This is a genomic window from Colwellia maritima (assembly GCF_022669015.1).
GTDB lineage: Bacteria > Pseudomonadota > Gammaproteobacteria > Enterobacterales > Alteromonadaceae > Colwellia > Colwellia maritima.
In genome coordinates this window covers 1-20,261 of sequence record NZ_JAKKSL010000002.1, presented here as the reverse complement: position 1 = coordinate 20,261, position 20,261 = coordinate 1, and the positions used below count along the sequence as shown (strand labels likewise).

Here is a 20,261-nt window from a genome sequence, read left to right as displayed (position 1 = left end):
TGCTTTTATCCATTTTTGCGATTCAAAATATTGACCTACACGCCAAAATTGATCTATGAATAAAGTAAATTGTTACGGATGCTCTGCTTCATCGTTAATATTAAATTAATCATTTAATATTTGTAGGTATTGGCTGTCCGTTCAGCCAAATGCAAATATAAATGAGTGCAATGTCGTTGTAAATAGGGAAGGATTATACGTATCCGTATAATTTAAAAGGATTTTAATTTATTTTACTTTTAAAATCAGTTAGTTCAATACCGAAAATTTCTACAACAGTATTTTCATTTATTTTCATATTTTTAACCCTTTCATTAAAGCGAGACAAAATATTATTCATATCAGTATTGAGAAACTTTAGAAGGCAGTCTTCTGCTTTTGAGTGTAAAGCTGCTAATATCAGGTTTAGATTTTCAAGGAGGTCGGACTTCAATAGAGACATTAACTGCCAATAGTTCTCACAGTGATAGGCGCATTTCGCCTACAAGTTTTGACTAATTTTGTACACATAAATCAACACCACTTTGTTAAGATTCATCAATGATAATTTCATGCTCTGACACTAGAATCATCTGATGCAGCATAAACTGTTCCAAAATATGAATCCCGACTTTTCCCTTCAAAAGCAGTAATCAAGTCAACTAGTTGATGAAACTCACCTCCAGATTCTGAAAGGTGTTGAGCATCCCACAGTTTATCAAGCCGCTTTAACGCAGACGTTAACTCTTCCTGATTACTTATTTTGTTTGCTGACAAAATATCTTTTACATCAATTCGTGAACAACTATCATGCTTTTCTTCATTAGGCTCAATAACAGTTAAACTATCACCGCACATATCAGCAAAGCACTTCTGGCAGAGATCAATACTGATTTGATTGCCATCACCGTGAATACTTCCATAGCCACATTTATGATCAATACTTATAAACTCATGAAATTCGTAGTCATCTTGAGTTGCTTGTTCGCCACAACCATCACAAGTTAATTTAGAGATAACTTTCACAATTTTGTCTTCAAAATTTTTCATGATTACTCTAAATTTTTTGCTGATTCTTTAATAGCATTAACTCTTCAGCGTTCTTGTTTATAGACAATAAAACAAGGTTATCTTCGCTTAATAAAATGCATCGTTTCAACGGATGATGATGATCATCTAACCGCCTCAATATTGAGTTTAGCTCGCGTTTAAACTTAGCCGGCCTAAGCACCTTGCAGCTTAAGTTGGCAATTTCTAGGTGAACTACCCAGGCTTTTGAATTCAATCAAATCACCAACTTCAAAATAGTCACTGAATTTATCTTTTGGCAGTGAAAATAATACACTGCTATCTGAATCATCTTCAAATGCAGTTGGGCACCTATTTACTTTGACTTCAAAATTTTCATTGAGATGATCGACTGAGGTCATTATTGCTCTTTGACTATGTTTCATTTGACCACCGTTCAATGTAATCGTTTTGCATCTTCACGCTCTAATTTCTCTCTTGCTTCAATTACTTCAGCAGGTGAAAGCAACAAATGTCTCATAACTACAAATTCAGATAATCTCAACTCAAAACTTTCGGGTTTATCTTCAGTGACATAACAATTATCGCTTTTTGTAATGAATTCAAAGTTATTTTGAGATTTGATAATTGATGTTATTACCCTTTGCCCTTTCTCAAATAGATACGTTTGATCTGAATGAACAATACCGAATAACATTTCCCCAAGAAAAATTTTCTCATCATTATGGAAATCAAAAACACTCAATACTGTTGCGCTTTTTAAGAATGTTTTTATCATAACGCATTCACCAATCCACGTGAGCAAAAGGTCTCAAGATCATTAGGTAATATGAGTTATTGAAAACAATTCGAAATTGACATGCATCTTTACGAGATAAAAGTGAATCATTAATCCATTGGTTTTTCGGTGAATAGCACTTTTCACCGTCCTCGATTTTGTTCAGAAAAATGCACTCAAGAGTTAATCTTTCACTTCCTAAATTTAAAATAAACACCTGCTTTTCTTCAGTATCTTTTATCCGAATATTAATATTGGGGGCGTGTCCAATGTCAGTGATTGACAAATGCGGTGATAATGGGAAACCAAATACCAGATAGTTTTGGTTATTTATTTTAAAATAAGAAGGATTGCGGTCAGGAGTATCTGATTCAAAATTTGATAAGCAGTCACAGCTATCAGCTACCCATTTAATATGTTCATCTATTTTTATTCTTTCTTCGTTTGTTTTAGCAGATGAGTCATCTGATTGTGTAAGATTCGTATGAAGTGAGTGCTTTACGTTATCAACAGAGAACTCATCAAATGAAATTTTTGTTGCTAGAAAACGGAATGGTATTTCATTGATTAACAGATCAGTGCTTAAAACAGCTTGATGATCTTGTAATGAATCAAAAAATAGTTGCCAATCCAATTCGATGTGCTCGGCATCTACAATGTATTTTGACTCATTTTCGAGACCAAATAATTTGAATAGGTTTGATATTAGATCAATTTTAGAAATATTTATTACTGCCTTCGATTCTAGTCGAATCGCCATTTGTTCTATTTCTAAATGAAGATCTTCAATTAATTCTTTGTCTTCCACTTCACATATTAATACGTATTTTAACTTTTGATATTCAGATAAAGCCCCAAAACTTGATGCATAATTAAATTCAGCTATTGAGTCGCATAAATCTTCAAAGTCTATATGTTGGTAGATAGTTGTTGCTAATAAATCATAACCAAATGATTCAGGTAAATTTAGGAATTTTGCAAGGAGTTGAGATTGAAGTTTTAATTTTAAAAGTAATGTGTCTGATGTGATCATTTAGTTATCCATAAATTAAAACAAACAACAGCCTACTAACGCCAGTTTGTTAATTATGAAAACCAAATTTTTACGGATGCTCTGCTTCATCGTTCATACTTAATTATAAATATGTGTAGGCATAGGCTGTCCGTACAGCCTTTTTTGCTAATATATATGAGAGTAAAACGATTGTAAACAGAACAGAATTATACATATCTGTATAATTTAAAAGGATTTTATTTTATTTTACTTTTAAAATCAGTTGGTTCAATACCGAAAATTTCAACAACGCTATTTTCGTTTATTTTTATTTTTTCAACTCTTTCATTAAAGCGAGATAAAATATTATTCATATCTGTATGAAGGAACTTTAGAAGGAAGTCTTCTGCTCTTGGGTGTAAAGCCGCTAATATCAGATTTTGATTTTCAAAGGAATCAGACTTCAGCAATGAAATTAACTGTCCATAACTATCACAGCCATAAACAACATAGGACAACATTTCTTGGCTTTGGCCAAGCGGAATAGATAATTTTTTCGAAAGCCTTTTTGCTTGCCTTTTAACATTGTTAAGCAAGTCTTCATTTTTAAGCGACATGTCTTCACCAATACAAAAATACGCAACAAAAAGCCCACGCTCTTTTGTCGAGTAAATTTTATTAGTACACATTCGCCACGCGAATTAACTATCTATTCAAAGTATATCCATTTCGTTCATTATCGTGGGAACTGGCCTCTTTGATACGGCCTAACTTCACATGATAAAACACACAAAGCCATGCCTATTATTACACTAAATTTCACTTTTAGTAATATGAAAAACAGTTTGTAGTACATTTACTATTAAATAGTTAAACTACTGTATATTAAAAATTTTACTCACCCTGTCAAATGGACTTTGTTGTTATGAATTACAATCAAAAATTAAAAACAATTCGCGCTCGTTCGTCTTCCATTCAAGGTAGATGTTTTAACGAAGAGATGGAGAGTGACCGGGGTCGCGCTATTAACTCTGCCGCTGTAAGGCGCTTGCAACAAAAGACACAAGTATTTCCCTTAGAAACCAATGCAGCAGTAAGAAGCCGATTAACTCACTCCTTAGAAGTACAGCAGGTTGGTCGATACATCAGTAAAACTGTTTTAAAAAAACTTGCACAACAAGAGCAACTTGAGAACTTAGGTTTAGCCGAAAACATTGATGGCTTCGTTAGCGCCATTGAAGTTGCTTGTTTACTTCATGATATCGGTAATCCGGCATTTGGGCACTTTGGTGAAGAAGCCATTAATTTATGGGGAAATAAAACCCTTACAGAAGTCTTCAAAACAAACTTTTCAGATGAACCTGATTATAATAAGTTGGTAAAAGATTTATCAAACTTTGAAGGGAATGCACAAGCAATAAGACTGTTACACAACCTTCAATCACTTAACCTTACCTATACTCAATTAGCTTGCCTTCTTAAATATACTCGCGGAGCATACGAAGATAAGCCCAAGAAAAAAGATACGTTCTATTACCGAAAGAAAAAACCAGGGTTTTATTTTTCAGAACAAAAGCTATTTGAAGATATACAAAAAGAATTATCTATTAAGGATGGCTGTCGTTTCCCTTTAACTTACATAATGGAAGCTGCTGATGATATTTCTTACTGTATTGCCGATCTAGATGACGCTGTTGATAAGGGGATCTTAACTGTTGATCAACTTCACAATGAAATAAGCAAAACTTGGAATAATTTTAAAGAAGATCCTGATGTTAAAAGTGATGTAGTTGAAGGTGGTTACCTGCTTAAAATAGCCAAAAAAGCATATAAAAATTACCTAAACGAAGACCACAATAAAGAGCATGCATATATACTCACATTACGTACAACGCTTGTAAATGACCTATCAAAATATGCTGCAAAAAGATTTATAGACAACCATGAACAAATCTTTCATGGTGAGCTAGATGAATCACTCTTAGATGGCAGTGATGAATATAACCTGGCAACTGAAACGTTCAGAAAAATAGCCGTAAATAATGTTTTCAATCACCGAGAAGTCGAAAACCTTGAACTAAAAGGGTTTGCTGTAATCTCTGGCTTGCTCAATATATACACACCTCTTGTTGAATTAACTTACAATAAATTCAAAGATTTAGTTGAAGATAACACCTTAAAATCACACCCAATTGAAACTAGGCTTTATCACAAATTATCAAGCAAACATAAAGGCAGATATAAAGAGGACATAAAAGAAATATTCTCTAATGGATCACCTTCTAATAATGATAAAATGATGGAGCTATATGCAAGAACTCGGTTACTAATCGATTATATCAGTGGTATGACCGACCAATTTGCACTAGAAGAATTTCAAAACTTAACGGCCATAAAATAACAGCGGAGGAATAACAGTGCTTAACTATGTTACTGGATTTATATTTTCAAAAGACTTAAAGCATGTTGTCTTATTAGAAAAGTTATCTCCTGCATGGCAAAAGGGGTTATTCAACGGTGTTGGTGGCAAAATTGAAAGTGGCGAATCATCTACTCAAGCTATGGTTAGAGAATGTGAAGAGGAAACAGGCGTGTTAATCACTGAAAATAACTGGACACGTTATGCACACCTAACAAAACCAAACTATTTTGAATTAGATGTGTTTTTTGCTATTTCTGATCTAGCCTTCAAAGCAAGGACAGTGGAAAAAGAAAAAGTTTTTCTCGTCAGTGTGAGTGATATTCCCAAAAACATCATCCCAAACCTACAATGGCTTATCCCAATGGCATTAGATCATAGTTTGAACTTCAATGAACCAGTTGTTTTTATTGAAAATTAAAAACAAAAAAGGCGCTAAAAGCGCCTTTCCTTTTTTGAATTCCATATTTATCCGTATACAGATGCTACAAGTTTTTCACTTTCTTCCATCTGTATTTCCTGAAGTGCAAGCATCTTTTGATATTGCTTTTTCAGACTAGCAAAACGCTCCTGATTAGTTTGACTTTCAGCAGACGGCTCTACTACATAAAAAGTCGTAGGCTGAGCGTTTTTATATTTCTTATCTTTACTCATAAATCACCTATTTATTAAAACTAGCATACTATTAGACCAGTTTATTCAGGAACAGTTTCCAGTTCGGTGTCAATTTCTTCCGACTCGGATACTGTATCATTCGAAGAGTTTTCCGCTTTTTCAGACTCTACTGTCTTCAGAGCTTCAACATTCTCCTTATATAAATATAACAGATTTCCTATAATTAATACAAGGGGTTTAGTGAAATCCTGAAACAACGCTACCGACTTAATCAACCCTTTTTCCGGCCTATAAAGGTTAATAACTGCGTCAACAGTCACTGTAGAATTCTGATTTTCATCACCTACAAGATCTTTATCCGGGCTGTGAAAAATTGCTAATGGTATGGAGAGAATCGAACCACATTTATCTTGTCCTTCAAAATACTCTTCAATTTTTCTCTTTTGTTCATCGACATAATTGTTAGGTAGTCCATCAATAATACTATGCACATTTTCGATAGATCTAATTAACCCCGTTTCTGCGGCCTCAGGTGCTCCTTTAATAACTCCAGGGTGTGTTGTAGATTTCATTCCTACAGGAAGAAGTAAAGGAGATATATCAACTTTATCTCCACTATCTTCATTGCTTATTGCTAATTCAGGAACAACATGCAAAACTTTCTCGCACATATCCGGCATATTGTCTAATGATGTCATATCAGGGAAAAAATACTTACCGCGTTCAAAAGCTTTGTCTAGGTTATCTAATTCCATGATCTCCCCAGAAGACTTAACCAACATTATATTAGCTTCAAACAATCGCGCCTGAGATACTGTCCATAGCGATGCTATATGACACATTGACTTAAGCGCTTTTTTTATTTGATCACGTGCTGTTTCAGCAATAAACGCTTTATCCTCAATCTCATCTGCAAAAATAGACATCTTAGAAAGCACTGATAAAGTGCCGTAAGCAGCAGTTGTTTCTTTACCCATCACTTTAAAAGCAATTTCATTCGGCATGAGATTAACAACTCGATCTAATCTTTCTGTTGTTGTCTTGATTGAGGTTTGATATATCGACGTTTCAATATGCTCACGCCTCCAACACCAATACCCTAAATGAAGTAACCCTAACGCTAAAGCCCAAATTCCAGGCATAGTTTTTTCACTTGTGATCAACGCAACAACTACCGAGCCAACAATAGAAAATGCAACAATAGCCAAATAACGCCATGAATTATCACTAGAATCATTTGTAATAAAACGAACTACACTAGAAATAAAAACGAGTAAACATGAGACTAATAGAAACTTATATGCAACTTCTGGCACAATAAAATCAGATACTTTTGGAAGTACTACGGATTCATCAGCTTTGGATACCGCATAAACTTCCGATCCCCATGAAAGGAAAAAAACACCTAAAAAAGTAATAAGGATTATCCAGTCCCATTTACTGAGACTTTTAAAATACTTAGAAACTGATGCGGATAATCTCTTATACATAGGAAGTTTTTTTAAATTGTTGTTATTTATTAATAAATAACATGTTACCTACCCATTAGGCAAACTAAATTCCATTGAAATGAATAACCTAAATATTCATTACTTCTTTGGTTTACATTAATCCACAAACATTGCTTGCAATCATCGTCATTTTTGACGATAATATAATTAATGGTAAAGCAATAATAAAAAATTTATGTATCCAGGTGGCAAAGGGAAAACTTATCAGCATCTAATTAATTTGATGCCTCCACATAAAAAATATATCGAGCCGTTTTTAGGATCTGGCATCGTTATCAAGAATAAATTGGCAGCAAAAATTAATATCGGAAACGATATCAACAAAAGTTGTATTGATAACATTGATGACATTCAAAATGTCACCTTAAGAAATATGGATTCTATCCAGTTACTTGAGAGTGAAAGCTTATGCAAGGACACACTCATATATTGTGATCCACCTTATGTTGCTTCTACCAGACGAAAGACAAAGATTTATCGCCATGAATACAGTGATAACCAAGATGAGAAATTACTTCAATTTCTCACTCAACAGAAATGCATGGTCATGATCTCTGGTTATGAAAGCGATTTATATAAACATTATTTAAACGATTGGAACTTATATAGTTTCAGCAGTCAGACACAAAATGGTAAAGCGACAGAGTGCGTATGGTTTAACTTTGAAAAACCAACAAAATTGCACGATTCACGTTACCTAGGAAATTGTTTTAGAGAAAGACAAACAATTAAAAGAAGACAAGTAAGACTTCAACAAAAAATCAAGGGTATGAACCCACTGGAAAGGTCTGCGTTTATGGAGTGGCTGAATACAGAGTTCCCAATACAAGGTGAACAATTATGAAAAATCAATTAGCTCATTTCAATATGGGTCAAAGCTCCGTACAAATGGAGTTACCCAATGAAAAAGAAATGGTAATTCCAGGCGTAGCATGGGGAAAAGTTAGTGCTTTTCCATCCGTTGCCTACTGGCTATATAGTGTCCTATCAAGACGCATTGAAGGCACAGAGTTACAATACAAACATGGGAAAACACTAGTTGAAGAAGTCGGTGCCTGCCTACTTGGTGGACATGCCATCACTGCTGAAATCAGCATCGCAGCATACGAGCAACTCAAACTTAAAGGTGCTTTTGATGGAACAGCCCACCCTGAATCTAAATTATTAGAATGGCTTACCGAGCCAATTCAATTATCCAATCGAACAGTCAAATACCGATTTGTTCGTCAAAAAGCCAAATACATTGCTAACGCTTTGCAATTTTTACACGATGAAGAGGCTCCTATTAGCTCAGGACAAGAACTAAGAAACTGGCTACTACAAATCAAAGGCGTTGGCCTTAAAACTGCGTCATGGGTTGCTCGAAATTGGTTAGACGCTGACGATGTTGCTATTCTAGATATTCATATCTACCGCGCAGGACTTTTAGGCGGATTCTATGATGATCATTTAACAATTGAAAAAAACTACCTTCAGCTTGAACAAATATTTATCGATTTAGCCAAAGCTATGAAAGTCAAAGCATCTGAACTTGATGCCGTTATCTGGTATGAAATGCAAAAAAGCTCCTCTGTTCATCGGTTACTTGAAAATAGAGAGCAGGTTAAAAATGGCATCATAAGTAAAAACACTATTGTTTATATTAACCGCAATAAAAACACATATACACCTGAATTAGCGTTAGCGTAGGTAAACTTTTTTGTATATGAAAATTAGAGTATATTGACTTTAAATAATAAAACCCCATATGTATTATGGCACTATGATGAAAGTTAATATTCCTCTTATGTTGAGAGGAAGTACTCTAGAAGGATTTAATAAATATGTCTATAAAGCCAGGACCAAAACCTAAAAAAGAAGATGGAACTTTAGATAGAAGGCGACGTGTGACACCTGAAAACAAGCCTAAATATCCCCCCTAAAACCTCACGACCATAAATAATAGTGAAATGTTTAAAGGCTCTATTACAGGGCCTTTTATTCGTTAAAATATGCCTTATTCAACTTATCAAACACCGCCTGTTGCTTTCCGCACCCTCTACAATTAAAACACGGTAAATTGGATTTATGGCAAGAGTGAGTTTTTGATAACAGATAGTCTGGCACATTTGCACTCATAATAAGCTCATCAATGCCTTTTCCTATTGCCGGAGCCGATATTTTCATTTCGCCTTCTTGGAAACTAATCAACTCATTTATCAACCGTATAAACTCCTCAGAGCCATCACGGTACTCATCGTCACCTGCAACAAGCCCAATTATTAATTCGGTACAACCAAGCTTAATAGCTTTCATTGCGGCCATAGTGATGAGTAATTGATTTCTATATGGCCACCAATCAGAAAAACGACCTATTTCTGAAGAGTCATTACCAACTAAATCGCCACAACCTAAGTCAGAGCAATCAATAGTAATCTCGTAAAAATCGATCCCTAAATCACCTGAGATCTTCTTTGCAGATCTTCGCTCTGCTTTAGCGGGTACTTGTCCATAATCAATAAAAATGGCTACATCAGGATTCTCTGAATAAGCCAATGCAGTTGAGTCCATACCGCCAGACAGTAAAATCCCTCTCATGGCAAAGTTACATCCAAGACAGTGTGTAAATTGAAGTAGCAAAATCTCTTATGATTTCACAGCCTGTCCCTTCGAACATCTTCAAATGTTCATCATTATTTTGTTCGGTATATATAACGACTTTTTTACCTGCCTTAATCGCATAACCTATCTCAAACAATGTACCGGGATCATGGTCATCAAAAAGTGCATACAAGACATCGCATTCATCAATGGCTTTGATATCAGCTTGAGCAACAACTTCCGCAGGCCCTATTCCTAATTCATGATAAGGACTGAAAACCTCCATACCAAATTTTTCTATCGCAATTTTACATTGGTTGATTAACCACATCTGACCCATATTAAAAAATGGCCCGACCAAGTAGATGTTCTTTTTGCTCGATTCATTCTCTAAGGAATTTGCAACCAAGTTAACCTGATATTGAGCAAGTTGTTTGTCACTCACCATCATAGAATGTTCGACATAAAATGATGTTGCAACACTAGCGAGGTTTGCCGATTTGAAAGCATCAAATCGTCTTACAAAATAATAATGCGCAAACGCTGCTACAAACGAATCACCTGATCCTATTGGTGAGACTTTTTTAGCTCTGTATGAGCAAAGCCATTTTCCACCTTCTTTTGCAGTAAACACAAACGCACCACGCGCACCGCATTTAACAATGACAGCACTTGCACCCTCCTTATCCAACAGCCAAGATGCCATGCGCTCAATGTCGTATTCTTCAGCACCATTTGATTCTACATAATACTTACCCAACTCATCTCGGTTTAGAACGTAAATTAACTCATCAGCCAAAGAGCCGTTGGCAGAAAATAATTTAGGAGAGGCAGAGTTTTGAGGGTCATAAATAACCGATTTACATTTGATCTTTACATCCTTTTCGATCATGCCAAACATGACCACTTGTTTGCCATCAAAACCATCAAGCTCTAGCTTCTGAACTTCGGTTTCGTTTGTTAGTTTAGGCTCGACAACAGGCTCTGATAGAGGGTGATCATATGAAAATAGATAGGTTGTGGGTTGCTCATAGTTTGTAACACTAACTTCCCTACCAACAAATCGCTCTTTTAGCTCCACCATTTCTTCATTAGAAAAAGAAGATATTAACTCTACTTTTGTGGAACTATCCAATTGAACAACACACAAGGCAGCGCGTCCAAGAGATCCTAAGACTTCATAATTAGCAGGCCAGGCGCAGTTTTCCTTATATACGCCTCCTACGAAAGAAATTTCCATATTACTTCCTTGGTTGGATTTTGATCGTGATGATCCCCATAGATACAGATAAAACAATCGCTTCAAATTCAAAATCATTGCTAAGACATGATTTTAATTGAAAGCCATGACTCATGATCCCACCTAAAATCTGACCTCGAAATAAGATAGCAACCGATTCCACGCCATTTTCAATAACAAGGCTTACATCAAGCAACATTCCTTCATTTAAATCGTCAATCAAATCTTCATCAGCATTTGCTACTTTCGTTACAAACACTAAGCTTGAGCAAACATTATCGTCTACAATCCCACCGGCCCTCTCGGAGGTGCGCTAAATCCACCACTTGACATACAAGCTCCTTGTCAAATTAATACTGTTCCAAAGACAATAGTTACATTATTAACAAACGAGTACATTTACAACAACATATTGCGTAATAAAGCATATATTTGATTTGGTTCATCTTTATATATCTCAAATTAGGAGAGTAACAAGCACATTAAACCGTTTCCATTGTCGGAGTAACAAATAACCCTCCATTGCTTATTATGTCTTTAAATACACCAGAAACAGCATAATCAACTAATGCTGCTGTCGCAGCTTCTAGTAATTTAATAAGGGCTTCGCCATAGCGATTGTGATATTGAAAAGACATTTTTAAATCTGTCGCAAATTTAGATTTGTTAAAAACATACCTAGCGTAATCTTTTCGTTGGTGGAACGGTAAGTACTGACCGTCTATAAAATATAAATATTCGACGCCTTCGTCACCAAGAACACTTACATTTTGTTGAATTAAAATTTTTGAAAACTCGTACTCTTTAATTATTTCAAATAACATAAAGTGCATGATTTCCTGATCTTTATTGCTAAAATCTTTTCTGTTAAGTAGCTCTTTTTTCAACTCTTCTTTTAATTCACTTTTATAAAAACAATTTACGCTCATTTTGTTACCTTAATATTATTATTTATGTCATCTCCTATTAATTAACTCCTAACAATCATTTTCTCATAGTTAATAGATTGAAATCTATACTAAAAAATAAATATTCTGAATATCATTTGGCATTGTTTTATAAATAAAACACACCTAAAAAAAGTGAGCAGGAATTTATCTATCACAAGTGTGATTTGAATTTACAAAATACAGGTAAATGTACGAGTGAAATTGAATGACATTCAAAAGAAGATTATTTATCGCCTGTGAGATTGATGACCTGCCTAATAAGCCGTCTTTTTTTACTTAGTTCACATCGCGTAAACGATAGTGCAATGCACAAGAATAGATATTTTGAGCTTGGCTCAAGGGAATTAAAGGAGAATAAATTTAAAATACTTTAACTAATCAATACTCATCTAAAAAGCCAGGATACGATTTAAGTGATAATTTATGCTAAGCAACTTATTGTACTTAAAATTAAATTAAGTGCTCTAAATAGACTTATAAAAGCTTTAATGGAGTATTTTTTATATCAGAAGATATATTTAAGAAAAATAATATATTAATATTATTAATGAGATACTTAGCTAAAAGCTAAATAAAAGAAAATGGCAGTCCGTACAGGATTCGAACCTGTGACCCTCCGCTTCGTCACACTACAGTTTTCACTGCCACCAAAACTGGCTTCGTGCGTTGGACTATCCCTTCACCGTAGTATTTTTTACAACACGTTAGGTGGATGCCGTCTAGTCTCTACACCTTCCTTATTTTCACAAGGCTTGGCTCGCGATTGCCATCAGCATTACCTGAAAGGTTTCCCCGAATTTGACATCTTACACTTAAAGGTTTTCACCAATAAGGCCCAAATTTTACTTTTAGAAGGCGGATGCTCTATCCAACTGAGCTAACGGACCTTTACTTACAAATAGTAGTCTATAATAAAAACTAATATTTATTTGTAAATAATATGATTATTTGTATAATTAGACAAATAAGCATGTTACCTACTGTGGTAACTTTTATCCGAAGATGGGTAAAGTTACCTACCCTGAACCTAGCGAAAACTCTACACCTTTAAAAGATAGGTAATACCCTAGGGGGTAATACTTGCTCTATCCGGCTGAGCTAAGGGCGCACATTACCTACAAAAGCATTTCGCTTTTTAATTTTTAAAATAAAAAGCGGTCGGTGATGCAAAATTCAAACTTGCGACTGAATTTGATAACACCCAAACCAATACTTGCTCTTCCTTATTACCTAAGAAAGAAAAAGTGGTCGGTGATGCAAAATTCAAACTTACGACTGAATTTGATAACACCCAAACCAATACTTGCTCTTCCTTATTACCTAAGAAAGAAAAAGTGGTCGGTGATGCAAGATTCGAACTTGCGACCCCTTGGACCCAAACCAAGTGCGCTACCAAGCTGCGCTAATCACCGATATCAGCTTAAAACAAACTAATTAAATTAGCTGTCTTCAACGGGTGCGGATATTACCGAGTTGAACGGGTTCAGTCAAACTTTTTTTATAAAAAAAAACGTGTTCGCTCACTTTTAATGCAACTTGCTTAATTAGTGTCGAAATGCGAGAAATTTCTGGAACAAGATAACAACGGAATAATATCCACTCATGATAGAATGATAAAAGTTGTACTTTAAAATAAATTCTAACTCTTAGCTATTACTGGCTTAGGGTTTATGGCAAAATAGCGCTACTTCATTAACGTATTAATCTCATTAATATATTCAAGGTTACAATATAAGTATTATGACGGCATCATTAATTGACGGCAAGGCAATTGCCAAACAACTCCGAGATTCTATTAAAGAAAAAGTTAGCTTGCGTATAAGTAACGGCCAAAGAGCACCAGGACTAGCTGTTATTTTAGTCGGTTGCGATGCAGCCTCTCAGGTTTATGTGGGTAGCAAACGTAAAGCGTGTGAAGAAGTTGGCTTTGTATCTCGCTCTTATGATTTACCAGAAACCACAACTCAAAACGAGTTATGTACTTTAATTGATGAATTAAATAATGATGATGCCATTGATGGTATTCTAGTCCAGACTTCCCTTACCTGTTGGACTAGATGCAAACTTAATCATTGAGCAAATAATTCCTGAGAAAGATGTTGATGGTTTTCACCCCTCAAACGTTGGTAAACTTGCTTTACGCCTTCCGGGTTTAAGACCTTGTACACCTAAAGGTATTATGACACTAATAGAATCTACAGGAGTTCACCCCCATGGTTTAGATGCCTTAGTTGTGGGCGCGTCGAATATTGTAGGTCGCCCTATGACACTTGAACTATTACTCGCAGGTTGCACTGTAACGACAACACATCGTTTTACTAAAGATCTTGAAAGTAAAGTTAGAAGTGCTGACTTAATAGTAGTTGCTGTGGGAAAACCGGCTTTTATTCCTGGCGAATGGATTAAAGACGGCGCTATCGTGATCGATGTGGGAATTAATCGCTTAGAGTCGGGTAAGCTTGTTGGTGATGTTGAATTTGATGTTGCTAAACAAAAAGCTGCTTTTATTACGCCAGTTCCTGGTGGTGTAGGACCAATGACAGTAGCCAGTTTAATTGAAAACACTTTCATTGCTTGTGAGCAATTTGGAAAATAAGGTATTAAAAGTAAAAAGTGTACAAACCATTTTGTACACTTTAGCTTCAGTGATTTAAATTAACTGTTTTTACGCCACGTAGTTTTCCCGGCGCTATCTTCTAAGACAATATTCATTTCAATTAGCTTATCTCGCGCTTGATCTGCAAGTGCCCAATTTTTATCAACACGCGCTTGGTTGCGTTGCGCAATGAGTGCTTCAATAACCGCAACTTCATCTTCATCATTCTGCCCTTGCAAGAAGCTTTCAGGATCAAGCTGTAATAAACCAATAACGCCACCCAGTGTTTTTAAGATACCTGCTAATTTACTTGCTTGTTCGTTATCATGATCCTTCACAACATTTAGCTCTTTAGCAATTTCAAATAACACCGCAATCGCCTGTGGTGTATTAAAATCATCATCCATTGCTTGACAAAACTGTTGCACATAAGCGATTGATTTATCTAAAACAAAGTTATCCTCTACCTCAATATTTCTCAACGCAGTATAAATACGCTCTAGTGATGCTCTTGCTTGATTTAAATTATCGGTTGAATAATTTAATTGGCTTCGATAATGCCCTGTAGTTAAAAAGAAACGTACTGTTTCAGCGTCATATTGGGCAAGCACATCACGAATAGTGAAAAAATTACCAAGCGACTTGGACATTTTCTCTTGATCTACTTGCACCATGCCTGTGTGCATCCAATAATTAACGTATGGAGTATCTAGTGCACAACAGCTTTGAGCTACTTCATTTTCATGATGGGGGAATTGTAAATCTGAACCGCCGCCATGAATATCGAAATGATGTCCAAGCTCTTTTGCATTCATAGCAGAACATTCAATATGCCAACCAGGTCTTCCCTCCCCCCAAGGTGATGACCAACTTGGCTCACCTGGTTTTGCTGATTTCCATAAAACAAAATCAAGAGGATTTTGTTTATTGTTATCCACTTCAACACGAGATCCTATTTGTAACTGCTCAAGGTTTTGTCCACTCAGTTTACCGTAATCTGCGTAGCTAGAAACATCGAACAAGACATCGCCCTGCCCTGTTAATTCAGCATTTCCCCCTGCAACATAGGCATGTTTTTTTGCAACTAATATTTCAATCATCGCAATAATTTCATCCATATGTGTGGTTACTCGTGGTTCAATATTTGGACGTGCCATATTTAACGCATCAAAATCTTCGTGCATATAACCTATAGTACGCTCGGTTAACTGCTCCGGCGTTTCATTATTAATGGCCGCACGATTAATAATTTTATCTTCAACATCAGTAATATTTCGCACATAATTTACGTCATAACCTGAAAAACGAAGATATCTGGTAATATTATCAAAACTAATATATGTACGTGCATGGCCAATATGGCATAAGTCATAAACAGTACAACCGCAAACATACAATCCTACTTTACCTGGGTTGATAGGGGTAAAAACTTCCTTTTTACGGGTTAAAGTATTGTATATCTGCAACATGAGGGTTTACGACTCCAATGAAAAATAATAATTACCAACAATAAAAATTGATTGTAACCCATGCTTCGTTTTGAATCACCATAGCAGATGCACTTTATCTCAACTTAGCGTACAATTTGGCTACTTTTTTTGTAGATGAGAACCCCTATGATTATTTTTAAAACAACCCTTGGTGATATTAAGATTGAATTAGACTTTGATAAAGCACCAATTACCGCAAAAAACTTCCAACAATATGTAGAAGAAGGTCATTATAACGGCACTATTTTTCACCGTGTAATTAAAGGATTCATGGCACAAGGTGGCGGTTTTGCTCCTGGCTTAGAAGAAAAAGAAACCCGTGCTAGTATTCAAAATGAAGCAAACAATGGTTTAGGTAATAAGCGTGGCACACTCGCAATGGCTCGTACCCAAGAACCACATTCTGCTTCTGCTCAGTTTTTTATTAATTTAACAGACAATGACTTTTTAGATTTTAAAAATGAATCTGTTCAAGGTTGGGGATACTGTGTATTTGGCGAAGTGGTTGACGGTATGGATGTTGTCGACAAAATGACACTCGTTGAAACGGGTAATATGTTCGGTCATGGTGATGTACCCAAAGACGACATTGTGATTGAATCAGCCATCGTTGAATAATCATTAAAAACTAACATTCCAAATAAGCACTATAGATTACTAACAATGCCAAGCTCTAAAGAACCCGTTACTTATTTTATTGCCGATTTACATTTAGCGCAAAACAGGCCTGATATTACCGCTTGTTTTTTGCGTTTTTTAAAAAATGAAGCCATAAAAGCGCAATCACTATATATTCTTGGTGATTTATTTGAGGCTTGGATCGGTGACGATGATGACAGTGCTTATATAGCAACCATTGCCAAAGCATTGAGAACCCTTTCAAGCTTTGGCACTGATATTTACTTTATTCATGGCAATCGAGACTTTTTACTCGGTAAACGATTTGCTCAAAAATCTGCGATGACGCTCTTACCTGAAATTGACTTGATTGATTTATATGGCCGTAACGTTGTTATTATGCATGGTGATACCTTGTGTACTAAAGATGTCGCTTATCAAAAATTTCGCAAGAAATCACGTTCATGGTGGTGGCAAACAGCAGTCAAGAGCTTACCGCTATTTTTTCGTAAAAAAATGGCTGCAAATTATCGGAAAAAAAGCACTGAAGCAACAGCGATGAAATCCCAAGACATCATGGATGTCACTGAATCAGAAGTAGTCAATTGTTTAGAGAGTTACCAAAGTCAATTATTAATACATGGTCATACACATAGGCCTGCAATTCATCATTTAACGGCTAACGGTAACTCAGCACAGCGTATAGTTTTAGGGGATTGGTATGAACAAGGTGCTTGGTTAAAGGTAACCCCCACAAGCATGAAGTTACTGAATCAACCATTAACTACACCTAACCGCTAATAAGTTAAGGTTTATACAGGTAATCCTGAATGAAACTTAAAGTCTTTATCTTCTGATAAAATCAATTCTGCTTCTACTTTTCCAAAATGCTGAACTCTTTCAGATATATCTTTACCTGCTACTTTTTCAGCAAGAGACAAGTAATCTTCATAATGCCTAGCTTCAGAGCGAAGAAGAGATATATAAAACTTATTCAATTCATCATCAAGATGCGGAGCCAATCTAGCAAAACGTTCACAAGAACGGGCTTCAATATATGCACCGCATATTAGTTTATCGATAAGTGTTTCTGGCTCATGAGTTTTAACATGTTTCATCATACCCTTTGCATAACGACCCGCGCTAATATTCTCATAGGGAATATTACGTGTATTCATGATTTCTAACACTTGGTAAAAATGGTGTAACTCTTCTTTGATCAACAATACCATTTTATCGATTAAGTCTTGTCCTATGGGAGAATTACTTTTGGGCACAATCGATTTTGAAAATTTTAACTTACTTGCCAAATCTTCAAGGGTACCTTCTTTCTTATACACAAACCTTTCGTATGGCTCTAACCAATTTAGGAGATCTTGACCACTTTGTTTATCTACTGCATATTTACGAATCAACCACATTCCTGTTTGAGCGGCTTTTAATTCGCATACAAGGTGATCCAATAAAATAATAGGTAGGTTTTCAGGTTTTGCTGCTTTGTCAATCCACTCTTGTGGTGTTTCACACTGCAAAAAGGATTTAATTGGGTTTAAAAGTTCTTCAGTATTCATCAATCGATACAGGTAATGTTTTATGCTTATATTCTAACTGTTTAACCATTACTTTGACTACACTAGATCAATGGTTATCTATAAAAAATAAATAAACGCCCTGTTTTAACTAACCATTATTTGAGATACTAATAATATGTTATTCACATTGTTTTCGAGCAACTATGACCTACTCCCCTCAAGATAAAAAACCTTCTAACAAAGAAGTAAAGCAATTAATTGAGCAACATACAAAACTCATTCACACCGATGGCATAAAGGTGATTTCACATGTACAACGAGAGTCAGACGATTGGTTTATCAATACACTGATGCTCGAAAATATACAGGTGCCTTTTAAATATAAAAGAAAAAAACTATACAAAAGTTTAAAAGGTAATCGTGTAAATATTACTTACTATCCTGATAGCGAAAATATTCTTGGTTTTGACATAGAAATAATGAAAATCATAAGAATTAAGATCTCCTAATGGTAAAAATCATGATCAATATTGAATAGAAAGCTTGATTTCTTTATAACCATAAACAATATACATATTCATTTTTATTTGCATTGAATATAAAAAACAATTATTTTCAAGTTTAACCGTCTATTTTTAAATCAAACCTTGACGAATGCTCCGCCATATCTCATAAATAAGGTATCGACAATAATAATAATTATCGTTGAACGTATATTTAGCAAAAAAACTCAACTAACAAATACAAATAGCTAAATATTTAATTGGGGACTTCAGAGAGGAAATTATTATGATATTGAACCATATTTGGGGATTATACGCTCACCCAAAAGATGAGTGGCAAACGATTGAAAAACGACATGAAGGCATTATGTATAGCATGATGCACATTCTAATCGTGTCATTAATACCTACTATTTGCAGCTATTATGCCGCAGCACATATAGGTTGGACAATCGGGGTTGGTGAACCTATTATGATTAGCCAAAGTAGTGCGCAATTAATGGCTATTGCTATGTACTTTGCTTTAGTTATTGGGGTATTTGCTCTTGCATACTTAATTCAATGGATGGCAAAAACATTTGATTCAAAACCAAGCTATATTCAATCATTAGAATTAGCAGCTTATACTGCAACACCTATGTTTATGGTTGGTATCGCTGCTTTATTTCCAGTATTATGGTTTGTTGCATTGGTTGGTATTGTAGGCGTAGGCTACTCTATTTATTTATTATATTCAGGTGTACCTATTATGATGAATATTCCTGAAGATAAAGGTTTCATCTACTCAAGTTCAGTAGTAACTTGCGGCTTGGTGTTATTGGTAGGTATTATGGCCTTTAGTGCCGTTATGTGGACTATGGGATTTGGTCCTGAGTATGTTCATTAGGTTATCTATTGTTAGGTAACTTCTAAGTTATCTACTAACTAAATTAATTGACAAATAGCGAATAACTTTCAAAAGTTACTCGCTATTTTTTTATCAATTGAAACATTAACTATTGTTTATTCTGCGCCTTCATTGTGCATATCAATCACTGAATCGGCATTTTTATCCGAAGACTCTTTGCTGCTATTATTTCTCATCGCGTGAAGCTTCTCAAGATAATCATTGTCTATATCATTAGTGACATAAACCCCATCAAATACTGAAGTATCAAAACGTTGTATTTCAGGGTTACCAACTCTAATAGCGGCAACTAAATCTTCAATTGATTGGAAAATCAATTTATCTGCACCAATTAAATCACAAACATCATCAACATCACGACCATGAGCAATTAACTCATTTGCACTAGGCATATCAATACCGTAAACATTTGGAAAACGTATTTCAGGTGCAGCAGAGGCAAAATACACTTTTTTAGCACCAGAAGCACGTGCCATTTCAATAATTTGCTCCGACGTAGTACCACGTACAACCGAATCAT

General features: G+C 35.2%; 22 protein-coding genes, 1 tRNA gene and 2 pseudogenes. 9 read left to right on the top strand and 16 right to left on the bottom strand.

Annotated features, from left to right (window positions below):
- Window positions 1–549 precede the first annotated feature (549 nt).
- From L3081_RS10090 to L3081_RS10070, 5 genes are all read right to left on the bottom strand, one after another.
- Window positions 550–1,029, bottom strand: a complete 480-nt coding sequence (locus L3081_RS10090; protein ID WP_242285784.1) for a hypothetical protein — start codon at window positions 1,027–1,029, stop codon at window positions 550–552.
- Between the two features lie 173 nt (window positions 1,030–1,202).
- Entirely contained in the window at window positions 1,203–1,433 is a 231-nt protein-coding gene (locus L3081_RS10085) for a hypothetical protein (RefSeq protein ID WP_242285783.1), read from the bottom strand.
- A gap of 11 nt (window positions 1,434–1,444) precedes the next feature.
- Window positions 1,445–1,786, bottom strand: coding sequence for a hypothetical protein (locus L3081_RS10080; protein WP_242285782.1), 342 nt, complete (start codon window positions 1,784–1,786; stop codon window positions 1,445–1,447).
- 7 nt (window positions 1,787–1,793) lie between these two features.
- Window positions 1,794–2,819: a hypothetical protein gene (locus L3081_RS10075; RefSeq protein WP_242285781.1), complete on the bottom strand. Its 1,026-nt coding sequence runs from the start codon at window positions 2,817–2,819 to the stop codon at window positions 1,794–1,796.
- A 218-nt stretch (window positions 2,820–3,037) separates the two neighbouring features.
- Window positions 3,038–3,397: a hypothetical protein gene (locus L3081_RS10070; RefSeq protein WP_242285780.1), complete on the bottom strand. Its 360-nt coding sequence runs from the start codon at window positions 3,395–3,397 to the stop codon at window positions 3,038–3,040.
- Between the two features lie 308 nt (window positions 3,398–3,705).
- On the opposite strand from L3081_RS10070, the gene dgt reads away from it, so the two are divergent.
- Together dgt and L3081_RS10060 are read left to right on the top strand one after the other, a co-directional pair.
- Window positions 3,706–5,181 (top strand): dGTPase, encoded by a 1,476-nt coding sequence (gene dgt / locus L3081_RS10065; protein WP_242285779.1) that lies wholly within the window; start codon window positions 3,706–3,708, stop codon window positions 5,179–5,181.
- Window positions 5,182–5,197: 16 nt separating this feature from the next.
- Entirely contained in the window at window positions 5,198–5,620 is a 423-nt protein-coding gene (locus L3081_RS10060; RefSeq protein ID WP_242285778.1) for an NUDIX hydrolase, read from the top strand.
- 47 nt (window positions 5,621–5,667) lie between these two features.
- Here the strand turns inward: L3081_RS10060 and L3081_RS10055 are convergent, their stop codons facing one another.
- Both L3081_RS10055 and L3081_RS10050 read right to left on the bottom strand, forming a co-directional pair.
- Window positions 5,668–5,853, bottom strand: a complete 186-nt coding sequence (locus L3081_RS10055) for a hypothetical protein (RefSeq protein WP_242285777.1) — start codon at window positions 5,851–5,853, stop codon at window positions 5,668–5,670.
- A 41-nt stretch (window positions 5,854–5,894) separates the two neighbouring features.
- On the bottom strand, window positions 5,895–7,304 hold the full coding sequence (locus L3081_RS10050) for a hypothetical protein (RefSeq protein ID WP_242285776.1): 1,410 nt from the start codon (window positions 7,302–7,304) through the stop codon (window positions 5,895–5,897).
- A gap of 196 nt (window positions 7,305–7,500) precedes the next feature.
- Between L3081_RS10050 and L3081_RS10045 the strand changes: the two genes are divergently transcribed.
- On the top strand, window positions 7,501–8,169 hold the full coding sequence (locus L3081_RS10045; protein ID WP_242285775.1) for a DNA adenine methylase: 669 nt from the start codon (window positions 7,501–7,503) through the stop codon (window positions 8,167–8,169).
- Window positions 8,166–9,014, top strand: a complete 849-nt coding sequence (locus tag L3081_RS10040) for an 8-oxoguanine DNA glycosylase (RefSeq protein ID WP_242285774.1) — start codon at window positions 8,166–8,168, stop codon at window positions 9,012–9,014. The genes L3081_RS10045 and L3081_RS10040 overlap by 4 nt, the downstream gene beginning before the upstream one ends.
- A 288-nt stretch (window positions 9,015–9,302) precedes the next feature.
- Here the strand turns inward: L3081_RS10040 and L3081_RS10035 are convergent, their stop codons facing one another.
- The 6 genes from L3081_RS10035 to L3081_RS10010 all read right to left on the bottom strand — a co-directional run bounded on the left by L3081_RS10035 (window position 9,303) and on the right by L3081_RS10010 (window position 13,507).
- Window positions 9,303–9,902 carry a 7-cyano-7-deazaguanine synthase gene (locus tag L3081_RS10035; RefSeq protein WP_242285773.1) on the bottom strand — a complete coding sequence of 200 codons (600 nt, stop codon included), beginning with the start codon at window positions 9,900–9,902 and terminating at the stop codon, window positions 9,303–9,305.
- Between the two features lie 7 nt (window positions 9,903–9,909).
- Complete coding sequence (locus tag L3081_RS10030; RefSeq protein ID WP_242285772.1) at window positions 9,910–11,145, bottom strand: PfkB family carbohydrate kinase; 1,236 nt, start codon at window positions 11,143–11,145, stop codon at window positions 9,910–9,912.
- A 1-nt stretch (window position 11,146) separates the two neighbouring features.
- Entirely contained in the window at window positions 11,147–11,404 is a 258-nt protein-coding gene (locus L3081_RS10025; protein WP_242285771.1) for a hypothetical protein, read from the bottom strand.
- 223 nt (window positions 11,405–11,627) lie between these two features.
- On the bottom strand, window positions 11,628–12,074 hold the full coding sequence (locus L3081_RS10020) for a hypothetical protein (protein WP_242285770.1): 447 nt from the start codon (window positions 12,072–12,074) through the stop codon (window positions 11,628–11,630).
- 1,156 nt (window positions 12,075–13,230) lie between these two features.
- Window positions 13,231–13,395, bottom strand: coding sequence for a hypothetical protein (locus tag L3081_RS10015; protein WP_242285769.1), 165 nt, complete (start codon window positions 13,393–13,395; stop codon window positions 13,231–13,233).
- Window positions 13,396–13,430: 35 nt separating this feature from the next.
- Window positions 13,431–13,507 (bottom strand) — tRNA-Pro (locus L3081_RS10010).
- A 328-nt stretch (window positions 13,508–13,835) separates the two neighbouring features.
- On the opposite strand from L3081_RS10010, the pseudogene folD reads away from it, so the two are divergent.
- Window positions 13,836–14,691 (top strand): annotated as a pseudogene (gene folD, locus L3081_RS10005) (bifunctional methylenetetrahydrofolate dehydrogenase/methenyltetrahydrofolate cyclohydrolase FolD).
- A gap of 59 nt (window positions 14,692–14,750) precedes the next feature.
- Here the strand turns inward: folD and cysS are convergent.
- Window positions 14,751–16,160 (bottom strand): cysteine--tRNA ligase, encoded by a 1,410-nt coding sequence (cysS, locus tag L3081_RS10000; protein WP_242285767.1) that lies wholly within the window; start codon window positions 16,158–16,160, stop codon window positions 14,751–14,753.
- A 147-nt stretch (window positions 16,161–16,307) separates the two neighbouring features.
- Here cysS and L3081_RS09995 point away from each other — a divergent pair, with 147 nt between their 5' ends.
- Together L3081_RS09995 and lpxH are read left to right on the top strand one after the other, a co-directional pair.
- Entirely contained in the window at window positions 16,308–16,799 is a 492-nt protein-coding gene (locus L3081_RS09995) for a peptidylprolyl isomerase (protein WP_242285765.1), read from the top strand.
- 45 nt (window positions 16,800–16,844) lie between these two features.
- Window positions 16,845–17,600: a UDP-2,3-diacylglucosamine diphosphatase gene (gene lpxH, locus L3081_RS09990; RefSeq protein ID WP_242285763.1), complete on the top strand. Its 756-nt coding sequence runs from the start codon at window positions 16,845–16,847 to the stop codon at window positions 17,598–17,600.
- 11 nt (window positions 17,601–17,611) lie between these two features.
- On the opposite strand, the gene miaE is transcribed toward lpxH, so the two are convergent.
- Entirely contained in the window at window positions 17,612–18,370 is a 759-nt protein-coding gene (miaE, locus tag L3081_RS09985; protein WP_242285761.1) for a tRNA isopentenyl-2-thiomethyl-A-37 hydroxylase MiaE, read from the bottom strand.
- 164 nt (window positions 18,371–18,534) lie between these two features.
- Here miaE and L3081_RS09980 point away from each other — a divergent pair, with 164 nt between their 5' ends.
- Together L3081_RS09980 and L3081_RS09975 are read left to right on the top strand one after the other, a co-directional pair.
- Window positions 18,535–18,840, top strand: coding sequence for a hypothetical protein (locus L3081_RS09980; RefSeq protein ID WP_242285759.1), 306 nt, complete (start codon window positions 18,535–18,537; stop codon window positions 18,838–18,840).
- Between the two features lie 280 nt (window positions 18,841–19,120).
- On the top strand, window positions 19,121–19,720 hold the full coding sequence (locus L3081_RS09975; RefSeq protein ID WP_242285756.1) for a Yip1 family protein: 600 nt from the start codon (window positions 19,121–19,123) through the stop codon (window positions 19,718–19,720).
- A gap of 116 nt (window positions 19,721–19,836) precedes the next feature.
- On the opposite strand, the pseudogene L3081_RS09970 reads toward L3081_RS09975, so the two are convergent.
- Window positions 19,837–20,261 (bottom strand): annotated as a pseudogene (locus tag L3081_RS09970) (amidophosphoribosyltransferase); the annotation flags it as partial.